This is a genomic window from Isoptericola haloaureus, assembly GCF_036689775.1.
GTDB lineage: Bacteria > Actinomycetota > Actinomycetes > Actinomycetales > Cellulomonadaceae > Isoptericola > Isoptericola haloaureus.
In genome coordinates this window covers 243096-260229 of sequence record NZ_JBAGLP010000116.1, presented here as the reverse complement: position 1 = coordinate 260229, position 17134 = coordinate 243096, and the positions used below count along the sequence as shown (strand labels likewise).

11 protein-coding genes, 3 rRNA genes and 1 riboswitch are annotated in these 17134 nt (G+C 68.5%); of the genes, 11 read left to right on the top strand and 3 right to left on the bottom strand.

The features are described 5' to 3' along the window. From argH to V5O49_RS06630, 3 genes are read left to right on the top strand one after another with little or no spacing between them, the layout of a single operon-like run. On the top strand, positions 1-1443 hold the full coding sequence (argH, locus tag V5O49_RS06640) for an argininosuccinate lyase (RefSeq protein ID WP_332901543.1): 1443 nt from the start codon (positions 1-3) through the stop codon (positions 1441-1443). Then, positions 1444-2061 (top strand): uridine kinase family protein, encoded by a 618-nt coding sequence (locus V5O49_RS06635; protein ID WP_332901542.1) that lies wholly within the window; start codon positions 1444-1446, stop codon positions 2059-2061. Further along, a complete protein-coding gene (locus V5O49_RS06630) occupies positions 2061-2732 on the top strand; it encodes a DNA-3-methyladenine glycosylase (RefSeq protein ID WP_332901541.1) in 672 nt (223 codons plus the stop codon). The genes V5O49_RS06635 and V5O49_RS06630 overlap by 1 nt, the downstream gene beginning before the upstream one ends. Here V5O49_RS06630 and V5O49_RS06625 read toward each other — a convergent pair. After that, the gene (locus V5O49_RS06625; protein ID WP_332901540.1) at positions 2702-3547 is read right to left on the bottom strand and encodes an MHYT domain-containing protein; all 846 of its coding nucleotides are present in this window, start codon (positions 3545-3547) and stop codon (positions 2702-2704) included. The two genes, V5O49_RS06630 and V5O49_RS06625, sit on opposite strands and share 31 nt — an antisense overlap. 140 nt (positions 3548-3687) lie before the next feature. Between V5O49_RS06625 and tyrS the strand changes: the two genes are divergently transcribed. The 5 genes from tyrS (at position 3688) to V5O49_RS06600 (ending at position 11815) form a co-directional block, all read left to right on the top strand. Then, positions 3688-4947, top strand: a complete 1260-nt coding sequence (tyrS, locus tag V5O49_RS06620; RefSeq protein WP_332901539.1) for a tyrosine--tRNA ligase — start codon at positions 3688-3690, stop codon at positions 4945-4947. 473 nt (positions 4948-5420) lie between these two features. Further along, positions 5421-6946: ribosomal RNA gene (locus V5O49_RS06615) — 16S ribosomal RNA — on the top strand. Positions 6947-7455: 509 nt separating this feature from the next. Then, positions 7456-10568 (top strand): 23S ribosomal RNA (locus V5O49_RS06610). 124 nt (positions 10569-10692) lie between these two features. Beyond that, a 5S ribosomal RNA gene (gene rrf, locus V5O49_RS06605) occupies positions 10693-10809 on the top strand. The 16S, 23S and 5S rRNA genes sit together here, the layout of an rRNA operon. 340 nt (positions 10810-11149) lie before the next feature. Next, positions 11150-11815: a PAS domain-containing protein gene (locus tag V5O49_RS06600; RefSeq protein WP_332901538.1), complete on the top strand. Its 666-nt coding sequence runs from the start codon at positions 11150-11152 to the stop codon at positions 11813-11815. Between the two features lie 60 nt (positions 11816-11875). Here the strand turns inward: V5O49_RS06600 and V5O49_RS06595 are convergent, their stop codons facing one another. Further along, positions 11876-12160 carry a DUF4235 domain-containing protein gene (locus V5O49_RS06595; RefSeq protein WP_278235587.1) on the bottom strand — a complete coding sequence of 95 codons (285 nt, stop codon included), beginning with the start codon at positions 12158-12160 and terminating at the stop codon, positions 11876-11878. A gap of 109 nt (positions 12161-12269) precedes the next feature. Beyond that, positions 12270-12373: riboswitch (TPP riboswitch) on the top strand. 56 nt (positions 12374-12429) lie between these two features. Here V5O49_RS06595 and V5O49_RS06590 point away from each other — a divergent pair. From V5O49_RS06590 to V5O49_RS06580, 3 genes are read left to right on the top strand one after another with little or no spacing between them, the layout of a single operon-like run. Beyond that, positions 12430-13533 (top strand): thiamine ABC transporter substrate-binding protein, encoded by a 1104-nt coding sequence (locus tag V5O49_RS06590; protein ID WP_332901537.1) that lies wholly within the window; start codon positions 12430-12432, stop codon positions 13531-13533. Then, entirely contained in the window at positions 13530-15266 is a 1737-nt protein-coding gene (locus V5O49_RS06585) for an ABC transporter permease (RefSeq protein ID WP_405001146.1), read from the top strand. The genes V5O49_RS06590 and V5O49_RS06585 overlap by 4 nt, the downstream gene beginning before the upstream one ends. Continuing rightward, a complete protein-coding gene (locus V5O49_RS06580; RefSeq protein ID WP_332901536.1) occupies positions 15266-16012 on the top strand; it encodes an ABC transporter ATP-binding protein in 747 nt (248 codons plus the stop codon). The genes V5O49_RS06585 and V5O49_RS06580 overlap by 1 nt, the downstream gene beginning before the upstream one ends. 12 nt (positions 16013-16024) lie before the next feature. On the opposite strand, the gene V5O49_RS06575 is transcribed toward V5O49_RS06580, so the two are convergent. Then, positions 16025-17134, bottom strand: coding sequence for a PrsW family intramembrane metalloprotease (locus V5O49_RS06575; protein WP_332901535.1), 1110 nt, complete (start codon positions 17132-17134; stop codon positions 16025-16027).

Here is a 17134-nt window from a genome sequence, read left to right as displayed (position 1 = left end):
ATGAGCGACGAGACCCTGCCCGACGGCGTGTCGAGCGACGGACCGGTCGCCCTGTGGGGCGGCCGGTTCGCCGGGGGGCCCGCCCCCGAGCTGGCACGGCTGAGCAAGTCGACGGACTTCGACTGGGCGCTGGCGCAGTACGACATCCGCGGCTCGCGCGCCCACGCCGAGGTGCTGCACGCCGCGCGTCTGCTGACCGACGACGAGCTGACCGCCATGCACGAGGCGCTGGACCGGCTGTCCGAGGACGTCGCCTCGGGGGCGTTCGTTGCCGCCCCGGAGGACGAGGACGTGCACACGGCCCTCGAGCGCGGCCTGCTGCAGCGGGCCGGCGACGACCTCGGCGGCAAGCTGCGGGCGGGTCGTTCGCGCAACGACCAGATCGCGACGCAGGTGCGCATGTACCTGCGCGACCACGCCCGCGTCATCGCCGAGCAGCTCGTCACGGTCGTCGACGAGCTCATCACGCAGGCCGAGGCCGCCGGCGAGGCCGTCATGCCGGGGCGCACCCACCTGCAGCACGCCCAGCCCGTGCTGCTGGCGCACCACCTGCTGGCGCACGCGTGGCCGCTCCTGCGCGACGTCGACCGGCTCATCGACTGGGACGTGCGGGCCGCGCGCTCGCCGTACGGGTCCGGGGCGCTCGCGGGCTCGTCCCTCGGCCTCGACCCGGCCGCCGTCGCCGCCGGGCTGGGGTTCGACGGTCCCGTGGAGAACTCGATCGACGGCACCGCGGCGCGCGACGTCGTGGCCGAGTTCGCGTTCGTGGCGGCGATGATCGGCATCGACCTGTCGAGGATCTCCGAGGAGATCATCCTGTGGAACACCAAGGAGTTCGGGTTCGTGCGCCTGGACGACGCCTGGTCGACCGGGTCGAGCATCATGCCGCAGAAGAAGAACCCGGACATCGCCGAGCTGGCGCGGGGGAAGTCCGGCCGGCTCGTCGGTGACCTGACGGGTCTTCTCACCACGCTCAAGGGCCTGCCGCTGGCGTACAACCGCGACCTGCAGGAGGACAAGGAGCCGGTCTTCGACCAGGTCGGCACCCTGACGGTGCTGCTGCCGGCGTTCGCCGGCATGGTGCGCACGCTGACCTTCGACACCGCGCGCATGGCCGAGCTGGCGCCGCAGGGATTCTCCCTGGCCACGGACGTCGCCGAGTGGCTGGTGCGCGAGGGCGTGCCCTTCCGGGTCGCCCACGAGGTCGCCGGGTCCTGCGTGCGCGTGTGCGAGGAGCGCGGCATCGAGCTGTGGGACCTGTCGGACGACGACCTCGCGGAGATCTCGGAGCACCTGACTCCGGGCGTGCGCGAGGTGCTCTCCGTGCCCGGGTCGGTGGCGTCCCGGGACGCCGTCGGCGGGACCGCCCCGGTGCGTGTGGCCGAGCAGCTCGAGGCGGCGAAGGAGCGGGCCACCGAGTTCCGCTTCTGGGCCGAGGGCTGAGTGACCGTTCCGCCGCAGGTGCTCGACGTCGTCGTGCACCGCGTCCACGCCGCCTCCGCGCGGCTGCCCGGGCCGGGTGCGTCGCCCTCGTGGCGACGCACCCGGCTCGTGTGCGTCGACGGACCGGCCGGGTCCGGCAAGACCTCGCTCGCCACCCAGCTCGCGGTCGAGCTGTGCTGCCAGGTCGTGCACATGGACGACCTGTACGAGGGCTGGGAGGACGGCCCGGACGGCGGTGCCCGGCGGCTCGCGCGACGTGTGCTGGAACCGCTGGCCCGCGGAGCGGCGGGGGAGTACCGCCGCTACGACTGGCCGGCGGGCGCATGGGCCGAGGCGCACGCCGTCGAGCCGGCGCCGTTCTTGGTCGTCGAGGGGTGCGGAGCAGCCGCCCGCAGCGCCGACCCGTGGGCCGCCCTGCGCATCTGGGTCGCCGCCGACGACGACGAGCGTCTGCGCCGCGGACTGGCGCGGGACGGCGCGGAGGCCCGGGAGCACTGGTTGCGCTGGATGGCCGACGAGGCCGAGCATTACGCTGCGGAGCAGACGCGCGAGCGGGCCGACGTCCTGCTGGACGGATTCGGACGGTTGCGCGGCCCGGACCGGGCGGAGGAGGCGTGATGAGCGAGACGACCCACGAGCAGGCCGCCGCGGTCCCGTGGCAGGTCCCCGGCACGTCCTGGTACGCGCGCAGCGTGCACGACGTGGCCCGTGACCTGCTCGGTGCGTACCTCGTGCGGCGACGTCCCGACGGTGACGTCACCCTGCGCATCACCGAGGTCGAGGCGTACGGCGGTGCCGACGACCCCGCCTCCCACGCGTTCCGCGGCCCGACCGCCCGCAACCGCTCGATGTTCGGCCGTCCGGGTCGGCTCTACGTCTACCGGCACCTGGGCCTGCACCACTGCGTCAACATCGTCTGCGGGTCGGTCGGCGACGCGGGTGCCGTGCTGCTGCGCGCCGGTGAGGTCGTGGAGGGCCGGGCGGTGGCACGAGAGCGGCGCGAGGCCGCCGGCCGCTGCGACTCGGAGCGGCAGATCGCGCGCGGGCCCGCCCGGCTCGCCGTGGCGCTCTCGCTCGACCTGCAGGACGACTCGTGCGACGTCACCGAGCCGTCCGGGGCGGTGGCCGTCCAGCTCCCGGTCGACCCGCTGCCCCGCACGATCGCGACGGGACCCCGCGTCGGCGTCGGGGGAGAGGGAGCCGATCCTGCCCGGTTCGGCTGGCGCTCCTGGCTCGTCGACGAGCCCACCGTCTCCTCCTACCGTCCGGTGGCCGGCCGGGTGCGCTGATCGTCGCTCCCGGGCTCCCGGGAGTCGACGTCGTCGGTCGAACGGCGCAGCTCGTGCCGCCACTCGTCGAAGGCGCGGTCGGCCGTGATCTCGCCGGGGCTCCGGGCGAGGACGACCGTGACGACGAGGGCAAGCGTCGACAGCGTGAGGAAGATGATCAGCGGGACGAGGAGCTCGCCGGTCGTGAGTCCGTCCGGAGCGCTCATGCCGTGGTCGGCGTGCCCTTCGACGTTCATCGCGGCCATCCCGGTGTAGTGCATCCCGGAGACGGCGACACCCATCACGACGGCTGCTGCCGCCCCGGCGGCGGTGGTCCGGACGATGAACGCGAGCCAGAGGCCCGCCGATGCCGCCACGACGCCGATCGCGACGGAGAGCGTCACGAGCCACGGGTCGTAGTCGATCGCCACGTCCGTGTGCATGGCGCGCATGCCGAGGTAGTGCATGCTCGACACCCCGAGGCCGGCGACCGTCCCGCCGACGACGACGGCTCCCGTCCGTCCACCGCTGCGGTCCACCATGAACAGGCCGATCGCGACGACGCCGATCGCGAGCAGGGCGCTCGCCACGGTCAGCGGGATGTCGTAGCGGATCTCGGCACCCTCGACCGAGAACCCGAGCATAGCCACGAAGTGCATGACCCAGATGCCGGTGCCTCCGATGGCGACGGCGCCCATCCAGAGCCACCACCGCCGCGCCCGGCCGGTATAGAGGCGCGCTCGGGCGGTGCAGGACAGCCCTGCGGCGCACCCGAGGCACGAGAGCACGAACGACAGTGCGGGGGTCAGGAGTCCGTACGTGAAGTGCTCGATCATCGTGGTCCTCGACGACGGGGGCAGGAAGAAACATGCAGAGTAATCTTTCTGGCGGCACGGGGCAACGATGCCGGCGGCGTCGGGCACACTAGGAGGGCGGCCCGCCCGGGCCGCGTCTGCTGACCCGAAGGAGCACCACGGTGACCGACGTTCTCGACGAGCTGCACTGGCGAGGCCTGGTGGCGCAGTCCACCGACGAGGCCGCGCTGCGCGACGCACTCTCGAAGGGGCCGGTCACCTACTACTGCGGGTTCGACCCGACGGCTCCGAGCCTGCACCACGGCCACCTGGTCCAGCTGATCCTGCTGCGGCACCTGCAGCTGGCCGGACACCGCGCGATCGCTCTGGTCGGCGGCGCCACCGGCATGATCGGGGATCCGCGCGAGTCCGGAGAGCGGGTCCTCAACACCAAGGAGACCGTCGCGGACTGGACCGAGAAGATCCGCGCCCAGGTGTCCCGGTTCCTCGACCTGACGGGGGACAACCCCGCCCGGGTCGTGAACAACCTCGACTGGACGTCCGGGCTGTCGGCGATCGACTTCCTCCGGGACGTCGGCAAGCACTACCGGCTCGGCACGATGCTGGCCAAGGACACCGTCGCGCGGCGTCTGCGCAGCGACGAGGGCCTGTCGTTCACGGAGTTCAGCTACCAGATCCTGCAGGGCATCGACTTCCGCGAGCTGTTCCGCCGGTACGACTGCACGCTGCAGACCGGCGGCAACGACCAGTGGGGGAACCTGCTCTCGGGCGTCGAGCTCATCCGCCGCACCGAGGGCGCGGCGGTGCACGCGATGACGACGCCGCTGATCACCAAGGCCGACGGCACGAAGTTCGGCAAGACCGAGGGCGGGGCCGTCTGGCTCGACCCGGAGCTCATGAGCCCGTACGCCTTCTACCAGTTCTGGCTGAACCAGGCCGATGCCGACGTCGTGCGGTTCCTGAAGATCTTCACCTTCCGCACGCGGGAGGAGATCGAGGAGCTCGAGCGTGAGGTCGCCGAGCGGCCCTTCGCCCGCGTGGCCCAGAAGACGCTCGCCACCGACGTGACGACGCTCGTGCACGGACAGGAGGCCACCGACGCGGTCATCGCCGCCAGCCAGGCGCTGTTCGGCCGCGGCGAGCTGACCGAGCTGGACGCCGGCACCCTGGGTGCCGCCACCGCCGAGCTGCCGCGCGCCACGGTCCGCCCGGGTGTCAGCGTGCTCGACGCGCTCGTCGAGAGCGGGTTGGTGCCGTCCAAGGCGGCCGGCCGGCGGGCGATCGCCGACGGCGGCGCCTACGTCAACAACGTCAAGGTCGCCGGCGACGAGGACGTGCTGCGTGACGAGCACCTGCTGCACGGTCGCTACGCCGTGCTGCGCCGCGGCAAGAAGACCCTCGCGGTCGCCGTCGTGGAGTGACGACATGCCCTCTGACCTGCGCATTTGGTGTGCGGGTCAGAGGGTGTGTAATGTTCTCGTCGTTCGCCCGGCAGGGAGCGACGGACACCAGCCCGGTAGGTCAGGGAAACGGTGGCCGGTCTCGCTGAGCGGACTTCCCACAGACCTCTCGGATCAGGTACAGTTGTGTGCCCGGTCAGCCTGAGACGGGTCACCCAGTCAGCTGGATCTCAGATCCACGGTTTGACAGGGCGGATCGGTTCGGGTAAGGTTGAAGGGTTGCCCCGGACGGGGCCGGGACGGGATGTTCCGGTCTTGGATGGTGTGTGTCGGTTGTTTGAGAACTCAACAGTGTGCTTGATAGTCAATGCCAAATTTTGAACCTTCATTGGTTCCTTTGGACTAGATTGGACAGCTAGTTTTGCTAGTTTGTTTGGTCTGGCCAGTATCGATATGGCATCGCCGGCCTGTGTGGTTGGTGGTGTTTTCTCTCTTTTACGGAGAGTTTGATCCTGGCTCAGGACGAACGCTGGCGGCGTGCTTAACACATGCAAGTCGAACGGTGAAGCCCAGCTTGCTGGGTGGATCAGTGGCGAACGGGTGAGTAACACGTGAGCAACCTGCCCTCCACTTCGGGATAAGCCTTGGAAACGGGGTCTAATACCGGATATGAGCGCCTGCCGCATGGTGGGTGTTGGAAAGTTTTTCGGTGGGGGATGGGCTCGCGGCCTATCAGCTTGTTGGTGGGGTGATGGCCTACCAAGGCTTCGACGGGTAGCCGGCCTGAGAGGGCGACCGGCCACACTGGGACTGAGACACGGCCCAGACTCCTACGGGAGGCAGCAGTGGGGAATATTGCACAATGGGCGAAAGCCTGATGCAGCGACGCCGCGTGAGGGATGACGGCCTTCGGGTTGTAAACCTCTTTCAGCAGGGAAGAAGGCCTTCGGGTGGACGGTACCTGCAGAAGAAGCGCCGGCTAACTACGTGCCAGCAGCCGCGGTAATACGTAGGGCGCAAGCGTTGTCCGGAATTATTGGGCGTAAAGAGCTCGTAGGCGGTTTGTCGCGTCTGGTGTGAAAACCTCAGGCTCAACCTGGGGCGTGCATCGGGTACGGGCAGACTAGAGTGCGGTAGGGGAGACTGGAATTCCTGGTGTAGCGGTGGAATGCGCAGATATCAGGAGGAACACCGATGGCGAAGGCAGGTCTCTGGGCCGCAACTGACGCTGAGGAGCGAAAGCATGGGGAGCGAACAGGATTAGATACCCTGGTAGTCCATGCCGTAAACGTTGGGCACTAGGTGTGGGACTCATTCCACGAGTTCCGTGCCGCAGCTAACGCATTAAGTGCCCCGCCTGGGGAGTACGGCCGCAAGGCTAAAACTCAAAGGAATTGACGGGGGCCCGCACAAGCGGCGGAGCATGCGGATTAATTCGATGCAACGCGAAGAACCTTACCAAGGCTTGACATGCACCGGACGCTGCCAGAGATGGTGGTTCCGCAAGGTCGGTGCACAGGTGGTGCATGGTTGTCGTCAGCTCGTGTCGTGAGATGTTGGGTTAAGTCCCGCAACGAGCGCAACCCTTGTCCTATGTTGCCAGCGGGTTATGCCGGGGACTCATGGGAGACTGCCGGGGTCAACTCGGAGGAAGGCGGGGATGACGTCAAATCATCATGCCCCTTATGTCTTGGGCTTCACGCATGCTACAATGGCCGGTACAGAGGGCTGCGATACCGTAAGGTGGAGCGAATCCCAAAAAGCCGGTCTCAGTTCGGATTGGGGTCTGCAACTCGACCCCATGAAGTCGGAGTCGCTAGTAATCGCAGATCAGCAACGCTGCGGTGAATACGTTCCCGGGCCTTGTACACACCGCCCGTCAAGTCACGAAAGTTGGTAACACCCGAAGCTCACGGCCCAACCGGTTTTCCGGGGGGAGTGGTCGAAGGTGGGACTGGCGATTGGGACTAAGTCGTAACAAGGTAGCCGTACCGGAAGGTGCGGCTGGATCACCTCCTTTCTAAGGAGCACATACTTCCTGCCGGTCGGCCCTTGGGGGTCGGTCGGGTCGCAGGGGGTCATGTACAGCCGCTGTAGGCGCCGAACGTGCGTCTGGTGGTTGCTCTGGGTGGAACATTGACCGTACGGCCGCCTGCGGGTGGGTCGGATCAGTACACCGCGTGCGGTGCCTCCTTGGGGGGTGCCGGGTCGTGGTCGGAACGTCCGGTCTGCTGGGTGGGGGGTCGGTAGAGCACACTGTTGGGTCCTGAGGCAGCCGGCCACGTTGTTGGTCGGGGTCTTTGATGGATACGGGTCGTCGGTCGGTCGCAGACCGTCTTCATGCTGTTGCTGGTGGCGCGAGCTGCTGGTGGTGGTGTGGGGGTAGGTGCGCATCGTGGGCCGGCGGGTTCGTCCGTTGCTTGAGAACTGCACAGTGGACGCGAGCATCCCAGATGTTCAAGTACATCCCCATCGTCGTTGACGGTGCGGGGTGTGTTTTCTTGGATTTCTGTAGCAATTTTGTAGTGTGTCGAAGTTTTGAAGGGCACATGGTGGATGCCTTGGCACTAGGAGCCGAAGAAGGACGTTGTAGCCTGCGATAAGCCTCGGGGAGCTGGCAAACGAGCTGTGATCCGAGGGTGTCCGAATGGGGGAACCCGGCCGCAGTCATGTGCGGTCACCGACGCCTGAATGTATAGGGCGCCTGGAGGGAACGCCGGGAAGTGAAACATCTCAGTACCGGCAGGAAGAGATATTCCGTGAGTAGTGGCGAGCGAAAGCGGATGAGGCCAAACCGTATGCGTGTCAAGCTGTCAGGCGTTGCGTGTGCGGGGTTGTGGGACCTTCTAGGAGTCTCTGACAGGACTCCGGCCAGTAAGAAAGTCGTGTGATAGTCGAACCGCATTGAAAGGCGGACCGTAGAGGGTGTGAGTCCCGTAGACGAAATCGCGCGGCCTGGTGGAGGGGATCCCAAGTAGCACGGGGCCCGTGAAATCTCGTGTGAATCTGGCAAGACCACTTGCTAAGCCTAAATACTACCTAGTGACCGATAGCGGATCAGTACCGTGAGGGAACGGTGAAAAGTACCCCGGGAGGGGAGTGAAATAGTACCTGAAACCGTGTGCCTACAAGCCGTCGGAGCCTCCTTGGTGGGGGTGACGGCGTGCCTTTTGAAGAATGAGCCTGCGAGTTAGTGCTCGGTGGCGAGGTTAACCCGTGTGGGGAAGCCGTAGCGAAAGCGAGTCCGAACAGGGCGATTCAGTCGCCGGGTCTAGACCCGAAGCGAAGTGATCTAGCCATGGGCAGGTTGAAGCGCCGGTAAGACGGCGTGGAGGACCGAACCCACTTAGGTTGAAAACTGAGGGGATGACCTGTGGTTAGGGGTGAAAGGCCAATCAAACTTCGTGATAGCTGGTTCTCCCCGAAATGCATTTAGGTGCAGCGTCACGCGTTCCTTGCCGGAGGTAGAGCTACTGGATGGCCGATGGGCCCTACCAGGTTACTGACGTCAACCAAACTCCGAATGCCGGCAAGCCAGAGCGTGGCAGTGAGACTGCGGGGGATAAGCTTCGTAGTCGAGAGGGAAACAGCCCAGACCACCGGCTAAGGCCCCTAAGCGTGTGCTCAGTGGGAAAGGATGTGGAGTTGCCCAGACAACCAGGAGGTTGGCTTAGAAGCAGCCACCCTTGAAAGAGTGCGTAATAGCTCACTGGTCAAGTGATTCCGCGCCGACAATGTAGCGGGGCTCAAGTACACCGCCGAAGCCGTGGCGCTCACACAAGCCCAGCAGCGACTCAGGTCGCTGTTCAGGTGTGTGGGCGGGTAGGGGAGCGTCGTGTGGGCGGTGAAGCCGCGGAGTGATCCAGCGGTGGAGACCACACGAGTGAGAATGCAGGCATGAGTAGCGAAAGACGGGTGAGAAACCCGTCCGCCGAATGACCAAGGGTTCCAGGGCCAGGTTAATCCGCCCTGGGTAAGTCGGGACCTAAGGCGAGGCCGACAGGCGTAGTCGATGGACAAGGAGTTGATATTCTCCTACCGGCGAAGAACCGCCCATACCGAATCCGGTGATGCTAACCACCCCGAACCACCACCGACGTCCTTCGGGACGTCACCGGTGTCTAGGCGTGGGACCCGAACCGGTACTAGGTAAGCGTGTTAACAGGGGTGACGCAGGAAGGTAGCCCGGCGTGGCGATGGTTGACCACGTCCAAGGCCGTAGCCCGTCTCGTAGGCAAATCCGCGAGACACCAGGGTGAGAGTCGACGGTGACCGCGTATGCGGGAAACGGGTGATCCTCAGCTGCCAAGAAAAGCCTCGACGCGAGGTTCTAGCCGCCCGTACCCCAAACCGACTCAGGTGGTCAGGTAGAGAATACTAAGGCGATCGAGAGAATCGTGGTTAAGGAACTCGGCAAAATGCCCCCGTAACTTCGGGAGAAGGGGGGCCTGATCCGTGAACCCACTTGCTGGGGGTAGCGGTGAGGGCCGCAGAGACCAGGGAGAAGCGACTGTTTACTAAAAACACAGGTCCGTGCGAAGTCGCAAGACGATGTATACGGACTGACGCCTGCCCGGTGCTGGAAGGTTAAGAGGACGGGTCAGCTTCGGCGAAGCCCAGAATTTAAGCCCCAGTAAACGGCGGTGGTAACTATAACCATCCTAAGGTAGCGAAATTCCTTGTCGGGTAAGTTCCGACCTGCACGAATGGCGTAACGACTTCTCCGCTGTCTCGACCACGAACTCGGCGAAATTGCACTACGAGTAAAGATGCTCGTTACGCGCAGCAGGACGGAAAGACCCCGGGACCTTTACTACAGCTTGGTATTGGTGTTCGGTGCGGTTTGTGTAGGATAGGTGGGAGACTATGAAACCGGCGCGCCAGCGCCGGTGGAGTCGCCGTTGAAATACCACTCTGACCGCATCGACCATCTAACCTCGGTCCGTGATCCGGACCAGGGACAGTGCCTGGTGGGTAGTTTAACTGGGGCGGTTGCCTCCCAAAAAGTAACGGAGGCGCTCAAAGGTTCCCTCAGCCTGGTTGGCAATCAGGTGTCGAGTGCAAGTGCACAAGGGAGCTTGACTGTGAGACCGACAGGTCGAGCAGGGACGAAAGTCGGAACTAGTGATCCGGCGGTGGCTCGTGGAAGCGCCGTCGCTCAACGGATAAAAGGTACCCCGGGGATAACAGGCTGATCTTCCCCAAGAGTCCATATCGACGGGATGGTTTGGCACCTCGATGTCGGCTCGTCGCATCCTGGGGCTGGAGTAGGTCCCAAGGGTTGGGCTGTTCGCCCATTAAAGCGGCACGCGAGCTGGGTTTAGAACGTCGTGAGACAGTTCGGTCCCTATCCGCTGCGCGCGCAGGAAACTTGAGAAGGGCTGTCCCTAGTACGAGAGGACCGGGACGGACGAACCTCTGGTATGCCAGTTGTTCCGCCAGGAGCACCGCTGGTTCGCTACGTTCGGGAGGGATAACCGCTGAAAGCATCTAAGCGGGAAGCCTGCTTCAAGATGAGGTTTCCAACAGGCTAGACCTGTGAAGGCACCCAGCTAGACCACTGGGTAGATAGGCCGGAAGTGGAAGACAGGACCAACGACTGTCGCAGCTGACCGGTACTAATCAGCCGACAACTTCAACACACCTACACTGCTTGCTCCGCGTCCACTGTGCGGTTCCCGAGAAACGGGCACCACCCCCACCCCCCCCGCCACCCTGCGTGGCAGCCGGGGCAAATACGTGGGGGACCCGACAACTCGATACTGTTACGGCGGTCACAGCGAAGGGGAAACGCCCGGTCCCATACCGAACCCGGAAGCTCAGCCCTTCAGCGCCGATGGTACTGCCCTGGAGACGGGGTGGGAGAGTAGGACGCCGCCGGACACCCTTCACAGCAGGCCCCCAACCCCTCACGGGTTGGGGGCCTGACTGCTATCCCCCCAACCCCGCGCCCACCCGGCCGAACCCGCGCCGACCCTGCGCCGGCCTGACACCGCCGTCGTCACCGCCGACGATTGGGTCGGGCACATCGTGGACCGCGGGTGAACCTGCGGGTGAACCTGCGCGTGCGGACATCTGCCCAGGTGGCGGTCGTCACTCGTCGGAGTACGGTGGCCCCACCGGCCCCGGTCCGGCCCGGGGACAGTCGGGAGGAGATCCGATGAGCTCGCCGTCGTCGTCGAGGACCATGAGGGGCTCTGCGCTCTCGAGCGTCACCGACGCCTTGTCCACCGGTACCCAGCTCGTCGTGGGCCGCTATCGGATCGACGCACCCTCGGGTGCGGTCTGGTGGTCGGACGAGGTCTATCGCATGTACGGCTGCGAACCCGGTGACATCACGCCGACGGTCGATCTCATCCGCGCGCGGACCCATCCGGACGACCGGGCCCGCGTCTCCCGCACCGCCATCGTCTCCCTGCGCGCCGGTCGCCCGTTCAGCAGTGCGCACCGCATCATCGACCCGCACGGCAAGGCGCGCACCGTCGTCGTCACGGGTCGCGGGCAGGTCGCCGACGACGGCACGATCGCGCAGGTGGGCGGCTACGTCCTCGACGTGAGCCCGGTCGCCCGCGAGACCCTGGAGCGCGAGACGCACCGCGCCGTCGGGCGGGCCATGGTCTCGGCCGCCGCCGTCGAGCAGGTCAAGGGGTCGTTGATGGTCGTGCGGGGCGTCGACGAGGCGGCGGCCGCCGAGCAGATCAGCGAGGTCGCGGCACGCGCCGGGATTCCGGTACAGGCGGCGGCAGCACAGGTCGTCACCGCGCTCCGGTCCGCGACCGGCGAGCCCGACGACCGTCTGCGGACCGCCCTGGAGTCCGTGCACAGCGTGGACCGGCCGCACGGGCACGAGGCCCAGCTGGCGCGCCGGCGCCAGAGCAGCTCGCGCTGACCGCACGCCGGACGGCGCGAGCCGCCGGTCCCGGGCCGGTCGCGTCCGGCGTCGACCGCGTCAGACCGTCGAGACCTGGTGCGCGCGCCGGTCGACGGCCTTGGCGACACCCTGGCGGGCGAGCCGCCGCGCGAGCACCGCGGCACCACCGGTGACGGCGGCGAACGTGATGGCCTGGAGGATCGGGATGTCGTCCGCGTCCAGGTCGATGGGCGCGTCCTTGCCCGTGGACTTCTCCCAGATCGTCTTGATGAGCTTCTGGGCCACCCAACCGGCAGCGAGCGTCGCCGCCATCGTCCCGACCTTGACGGCCAGCGTCGGCTCGGTGCTCTCGGACTGCTCCACGGGTCCTCCTGTCGATCGGTGCGCCGGGTGGTGCGTGACGGCCGTCTCACGGCGGGCGTCCGCACCACGAACGCCACCACCGTAGCGCGCTCACGGTGTGTAGGCTCGGAGGGAACGACAGGGGAGCGCCACCGGCGCTGAGAGTGCGGACCACCGCAGACCCTCGAACCTGATCCGGTTAGCACCGGTGGAGGAAGTCGGGCTTCTCGATCCCGTCGCATCGGACCCCCGATCGGCGGACCCCCTTCTCGCACGTCTGAGGAGGACAGATGAATCGTCGTACCCGTCGCACGCTGGCGACCACCGCCGTCGTCGCCCTGCTGCCCGCGCTGGCGGCCTGCACGGGCGAGGACACGCCGGGCGAGGCGCAGAGCTCGCCCACGACGTCCGCGAGCGAGAGCGGCACCCCGGAGCTGTCCGGCACCGTCACGCTCGTCACCCACGACTCCTTCGCCCTGAGCGAGGGCCTGCTGGAGTCCTTCGAGTCCGAGACGGGCCTCACGGTCGAGCAGGCCGCCGCGGGCGACGCCGGCACGCTGGTCAACCAGCTCGTGCTGACGGCCGACAGCCCGCTCGGCGACGTCGTCTACGGGGTCGACAACACGTTCGCCTCACGCGCCGTCGAGGCCGGCGTGTTCGAGCCGTACACCCCGGACGAGCTCGACCCGTCCGTGACCGACCTTGTCGACCCCGCGCTCGAGGGCCTCACCCCGATCGACAAGGGCGACGTCTGCCTCAACGTCGACACCACCTGGTTCGAGGACGAGGGGGTCGAGCCGCCGAGCACGCTCGAGGATCTCACCGACCCGGCCTACGAGGACCTCACGGTCGTGACGAACCCGGCGACCTCCTCGCCCGGGTTCGCGTTCCTGCTCGCTACCGTCGACGCCTTCGGCGAGGACGGCTGGGAGCAGTACTGGGCCGACCTCTCCGACAACGGCCTCAAGGTCACCGACGGCTGGTCGGACGCCTACTACGTCGACTTCTCCGGCGCCGGGGAGGGCGGTGAGCGGCCGATCGTGCTGTCGTACGCGACCTCGCCCGCGTTCACGGTCACCGAGGACGGCAGCGAGACCACGACGGCGGCGCTGCTGGACACCTGCTTCCGCCAGGTCGAGTACGCCGGCGTCCTGGCCGGGACCGACAACCCGGACGGCGCGCGCGCCCTGGTGGACTTCCTCTCCTCCGCCGAGGTGCAGGCCGACGTCCCGCCGAACATGTACATGTACCCGGCCGACGACAGCGTCGAGCTGCCGGCCGAGTGGGAGCAGTTCGCCCCGCTGGCCGAGGACCCGTTCGACGTCGCGCCGGCCGAGATCGATGCGCACCGCGACGAGTGGATCGAGCAGTGGACGGCGACGGTCATCGGGTGACGTCCCCCGCCAGCGGCGGGGCGTCCGTGCGGGCGCCCCGCCGTCGACCGGCCCCGGGGACCTGGCTGTGGTGGGCCCTCGCCGCAGGGCTGCCCCTGCTGTTCCTCGGGGTCTTCTTCGCGTGGCCCGTCGCGGCCCTGGTCGCCCAGGGCTTCTTCGCCGACGACGGCGGCACGCGGGTGCTCGACCTGTCCGGGTTCGGGGAGGTCCTGTCCCAGCCGCGCACGTGGCGCGTGGTGGGCCAGACGCTGGCGCAGGCGACCGTCGGCACCGCCCTGGCGGTCCTGCTCGGGCTGCCCGGCGCCTACGTGCTGTACCGGTGCCGGTTCCCCGGTCGGACGGTGGCCCGCGGGCTGGTGACCGTGCCGTTCGTGCTGCCGACCGTCGTCGTCGGCGTGGCCTTCCGTGCGCTCTTCGCCCCCGGGGGGACGTTCGGCTGGCTCGGCGTCGAGGAGTCGTTCGCCGGGGTCGTGATCGCCCTGGTCTTCTTCAACTACGCCGTCGTGGTGCGCACGGTCGGCGGGCTGTGGGAACGTCTCGACCCGCGTGCCGAGCAGGCGGCCCGCTCCCTCGGCGCCAGCCCGTGGCGGGCGTTCCGCACGGTGACGCTGCCCGCCCTCGGGCCTGCGATCGCGTCCGCGGCCGCCGTCGTGTTCCTGTTCTGCGCGACGGCGTTCGGCGTCGTCCTCGTCCTCGGCGGGATGCGCTACGGCACGATCGAGACGGAGATCTGGATCCGCACCACCCAGTTCCTCGACCTGCGCGCGGCCGCGGTGCTCAGCATCCTGCAGCTCGTCGTCGTCACCGGGGCGCTGCTGGTCAGCGCCCGCCTGCGGGCCCGGCGCGAACGCGCTCTGCACCTGAGCAGCGACCGCTCCGCCGCCCACCGGTTCTCCTGGCGCCGGGCGTCCGACGCCGTGCCGGCCCTGGCGACCCTCGTCGTGGTCGGCCTGCTGGTCGTGACTCCGCTGGCGGGTCTGGTGGCCCGCTCGCTGCGCGCCCCGGACGGCAGCTGGGGGCTGGACAACTACGTCGCGCTGGGGACGACGGGCGGCCGCAACGCGCTGTCGGTGACGGTGTGGGAGGCGACGGCGAACTCGCTGCGCACCGCCGCCCTCGCGGCCGTCGTCGCCGTAGTCGTCGGCGGGCTGGTCGCCCTCGTCGTCTCGCGCCGACCGCGATCGCTCGGGCTGCGCCGCGCCGTCGGGACGCTCGACGCCGTGTTCATGCTGCCGCTCGGCGTCTCGGCCGTGACGGTCGGCTTCGGGTTCCTCATCACCCTGGACCGCCCGCTCGGGTTCGACGTCGACCTGCGCACCTCCGGGCTGCTGGTGCCGATCGCCCAGGCCGTCGTGGCGATCCCGCTGGTGGTGCGCACCGTCCTGCCGGTGCTGCGGGCGATCGACCCCCGGCTGCGGGAGGTCGCCGCCACGCTGGGGGCCGCGCCCGGTCGGGTGCTGCGCACCGTCGACGGGCCTCTGACGGCCCGGTCGCTCGGGCTGGCCATCGGGTTCGCGTTCGCGGTGTCGCTGGGCGAGTTCGGGGCGACCTCGTTCCTCGCTCGCCCGGACACGGCGACGCTGCCCGTGGTCATCTACCGGCTCATCGGGCAGCCGGGCGCGGAGAACTACGGCATGGCGCTCGCGGCGTCGGTCGTGCTGGCGGTGCTCACCGCGACGGTCATGATGGTGGCGGAGCGCCTGCGCGGTGACGCGGGCGGAGGGGAGTTCTGATGGCCGGGGCCGAGGGCCTGACCGTGCGCGACGCCGTCGTGCGCTACGAGGGCACGCGCCGCGACGCGGGCACGACGGCGGTCGACCACGTCTCCCTCGACGTCGCCGTGGGGGAGATCGTCGCGCTGCTCGGCCCCAGCGGCTGTGGCAAGTCGTCCCTGCTGCGCGCGGTGGCCGGACTCGAGCCGCTGGCCGCCGGGACCGTGTCGTTCGGCGGGCAGGACCTGGTCCGGGTGCCGGTGCACCGGCGCGAGTTCGGGCTGCTGTTCCAGGACGGCCAGCTGTTCCCGCACCGGGACGTCGGGCGCAACGTCGCCTATGGCCTGGAGATGCAGGGTGTGCCGGCCGCCGAGCAGCGGGCGCGGGTGGCCGAGCTGCTCGAGGACGTCGGGCTCGCCGGCTACGGGCGCCGCGCCGTGGCGACCCTGTCCGGCGGGGAGAAGCAGCGGGTGGCGCTGGCCCGGGCGCTGGCCCCGCGACCGCGGCTCCTGCTGCTCGACGAGCCGCTGTCCGCCCTGGACCGGCAGCTGCGCGAGAAGCTCGCGATCGACGTGCGGGACACGCTGCGCTCCACCGGGACGACCGCGGTGTTCGTCACGCACGACCACACCGAGGCGTTCACCGTGGCCGACCGTGTCGCCGTCATGGACGCCGGCCGGCTGCTGCAGGTCGACACGCCGGACACCCTGCGGGACCGTCCGGCGACGGACCGGGTGGCGGAGTTCCTGGGGCTCGCCGGCGCCTGACCGGACGCCCGCTCAGCGCACGAAGACGGCGCGCGCGTGCCCCATGAGCAGCAGCAAGGGGTCGCGCCGGGCCACGAACTCGTCGTCGAGCACCAGACCCAGGCCGTACCGGCGGTGCAGCATCGCCAGCTCGGTCGCGGCCTGCTGGTAGTCCGCCAGCGCGCGGGCCGGGCCGTGGCCTCGGGTGCTGCGCACCCGTTCGCGCGCGAGACGCCGGGTCCGCAACGACGACAGCATGCGGAGGTCACCGGGTTCGACGACGCCGAGCGCGGCGTACTGCGGCAGGTGCTGCTGCACGAGGCCGACGATGCGGCGCCGGTCGCGGTGGAGCACCACGCCGAGCCCCACGAGCACCCCGACGCCGAGCAGATAGGCCAGCCCGACGCCGACGAGGCCGGCCGCGGTCGAGGCGTTCCACACGGCGTGCAGCGCGACGGCCCCCGCGAACCCGGCCACGACCGGCAGTACGCGTCGGCCCCGCGGACGCAGCGCCGCCGTCGCGACGCCCACGCCGATCAGTGCTGTGCACAGGGGGTGCAGCAGCGGGGAGACGATGCCGCGCAGGACGAACGTCCACGCCAGGGTGCCCTCCGGGGCGAAGGCGTAGTAGCTGATGTTCTCCACGGTGGCGAACCCGAGGGCGACCATGGACCCGTAGATGATCCCGTCGGTGGGGCCGTTCAGCTCGTGGCGGCGGAACCACAGCAGACCGACGAGGACAGCCCCCTTGGCCAGCTCCTCGACCACGGGCGCGGTGAGCGACGCCGTGGCGTACAGCCCGAGCTCGGCGCCGAGCATCGGCCGCCACACCAGGTCGAGGCCGGCGGTGTTGACGACGGTCGCGAGCAGCACGGCGACGCCCGCGCCCCAGCCGAACGCGGCGACCAGGGCGTCGGGCGGCTCGGGCTCGAGGCGGTCCAGCGCGAGGATGCCGGCCAGCAGCAGAGGCAGGGGGGCGAGCGCCAGCACGACGGCGGTCGCCACGCCGGTCGCGCCGCCGCGCAGCAGGAGCGCCAGGGCCACGAGCAGGCACACCGACGACACGGCCACGGTGACCACCACGCCGACCGAGGGGCGGGCGGTGGGACGACCCGCGAGGATCGCCCGGGGGTCGAGCGGCAC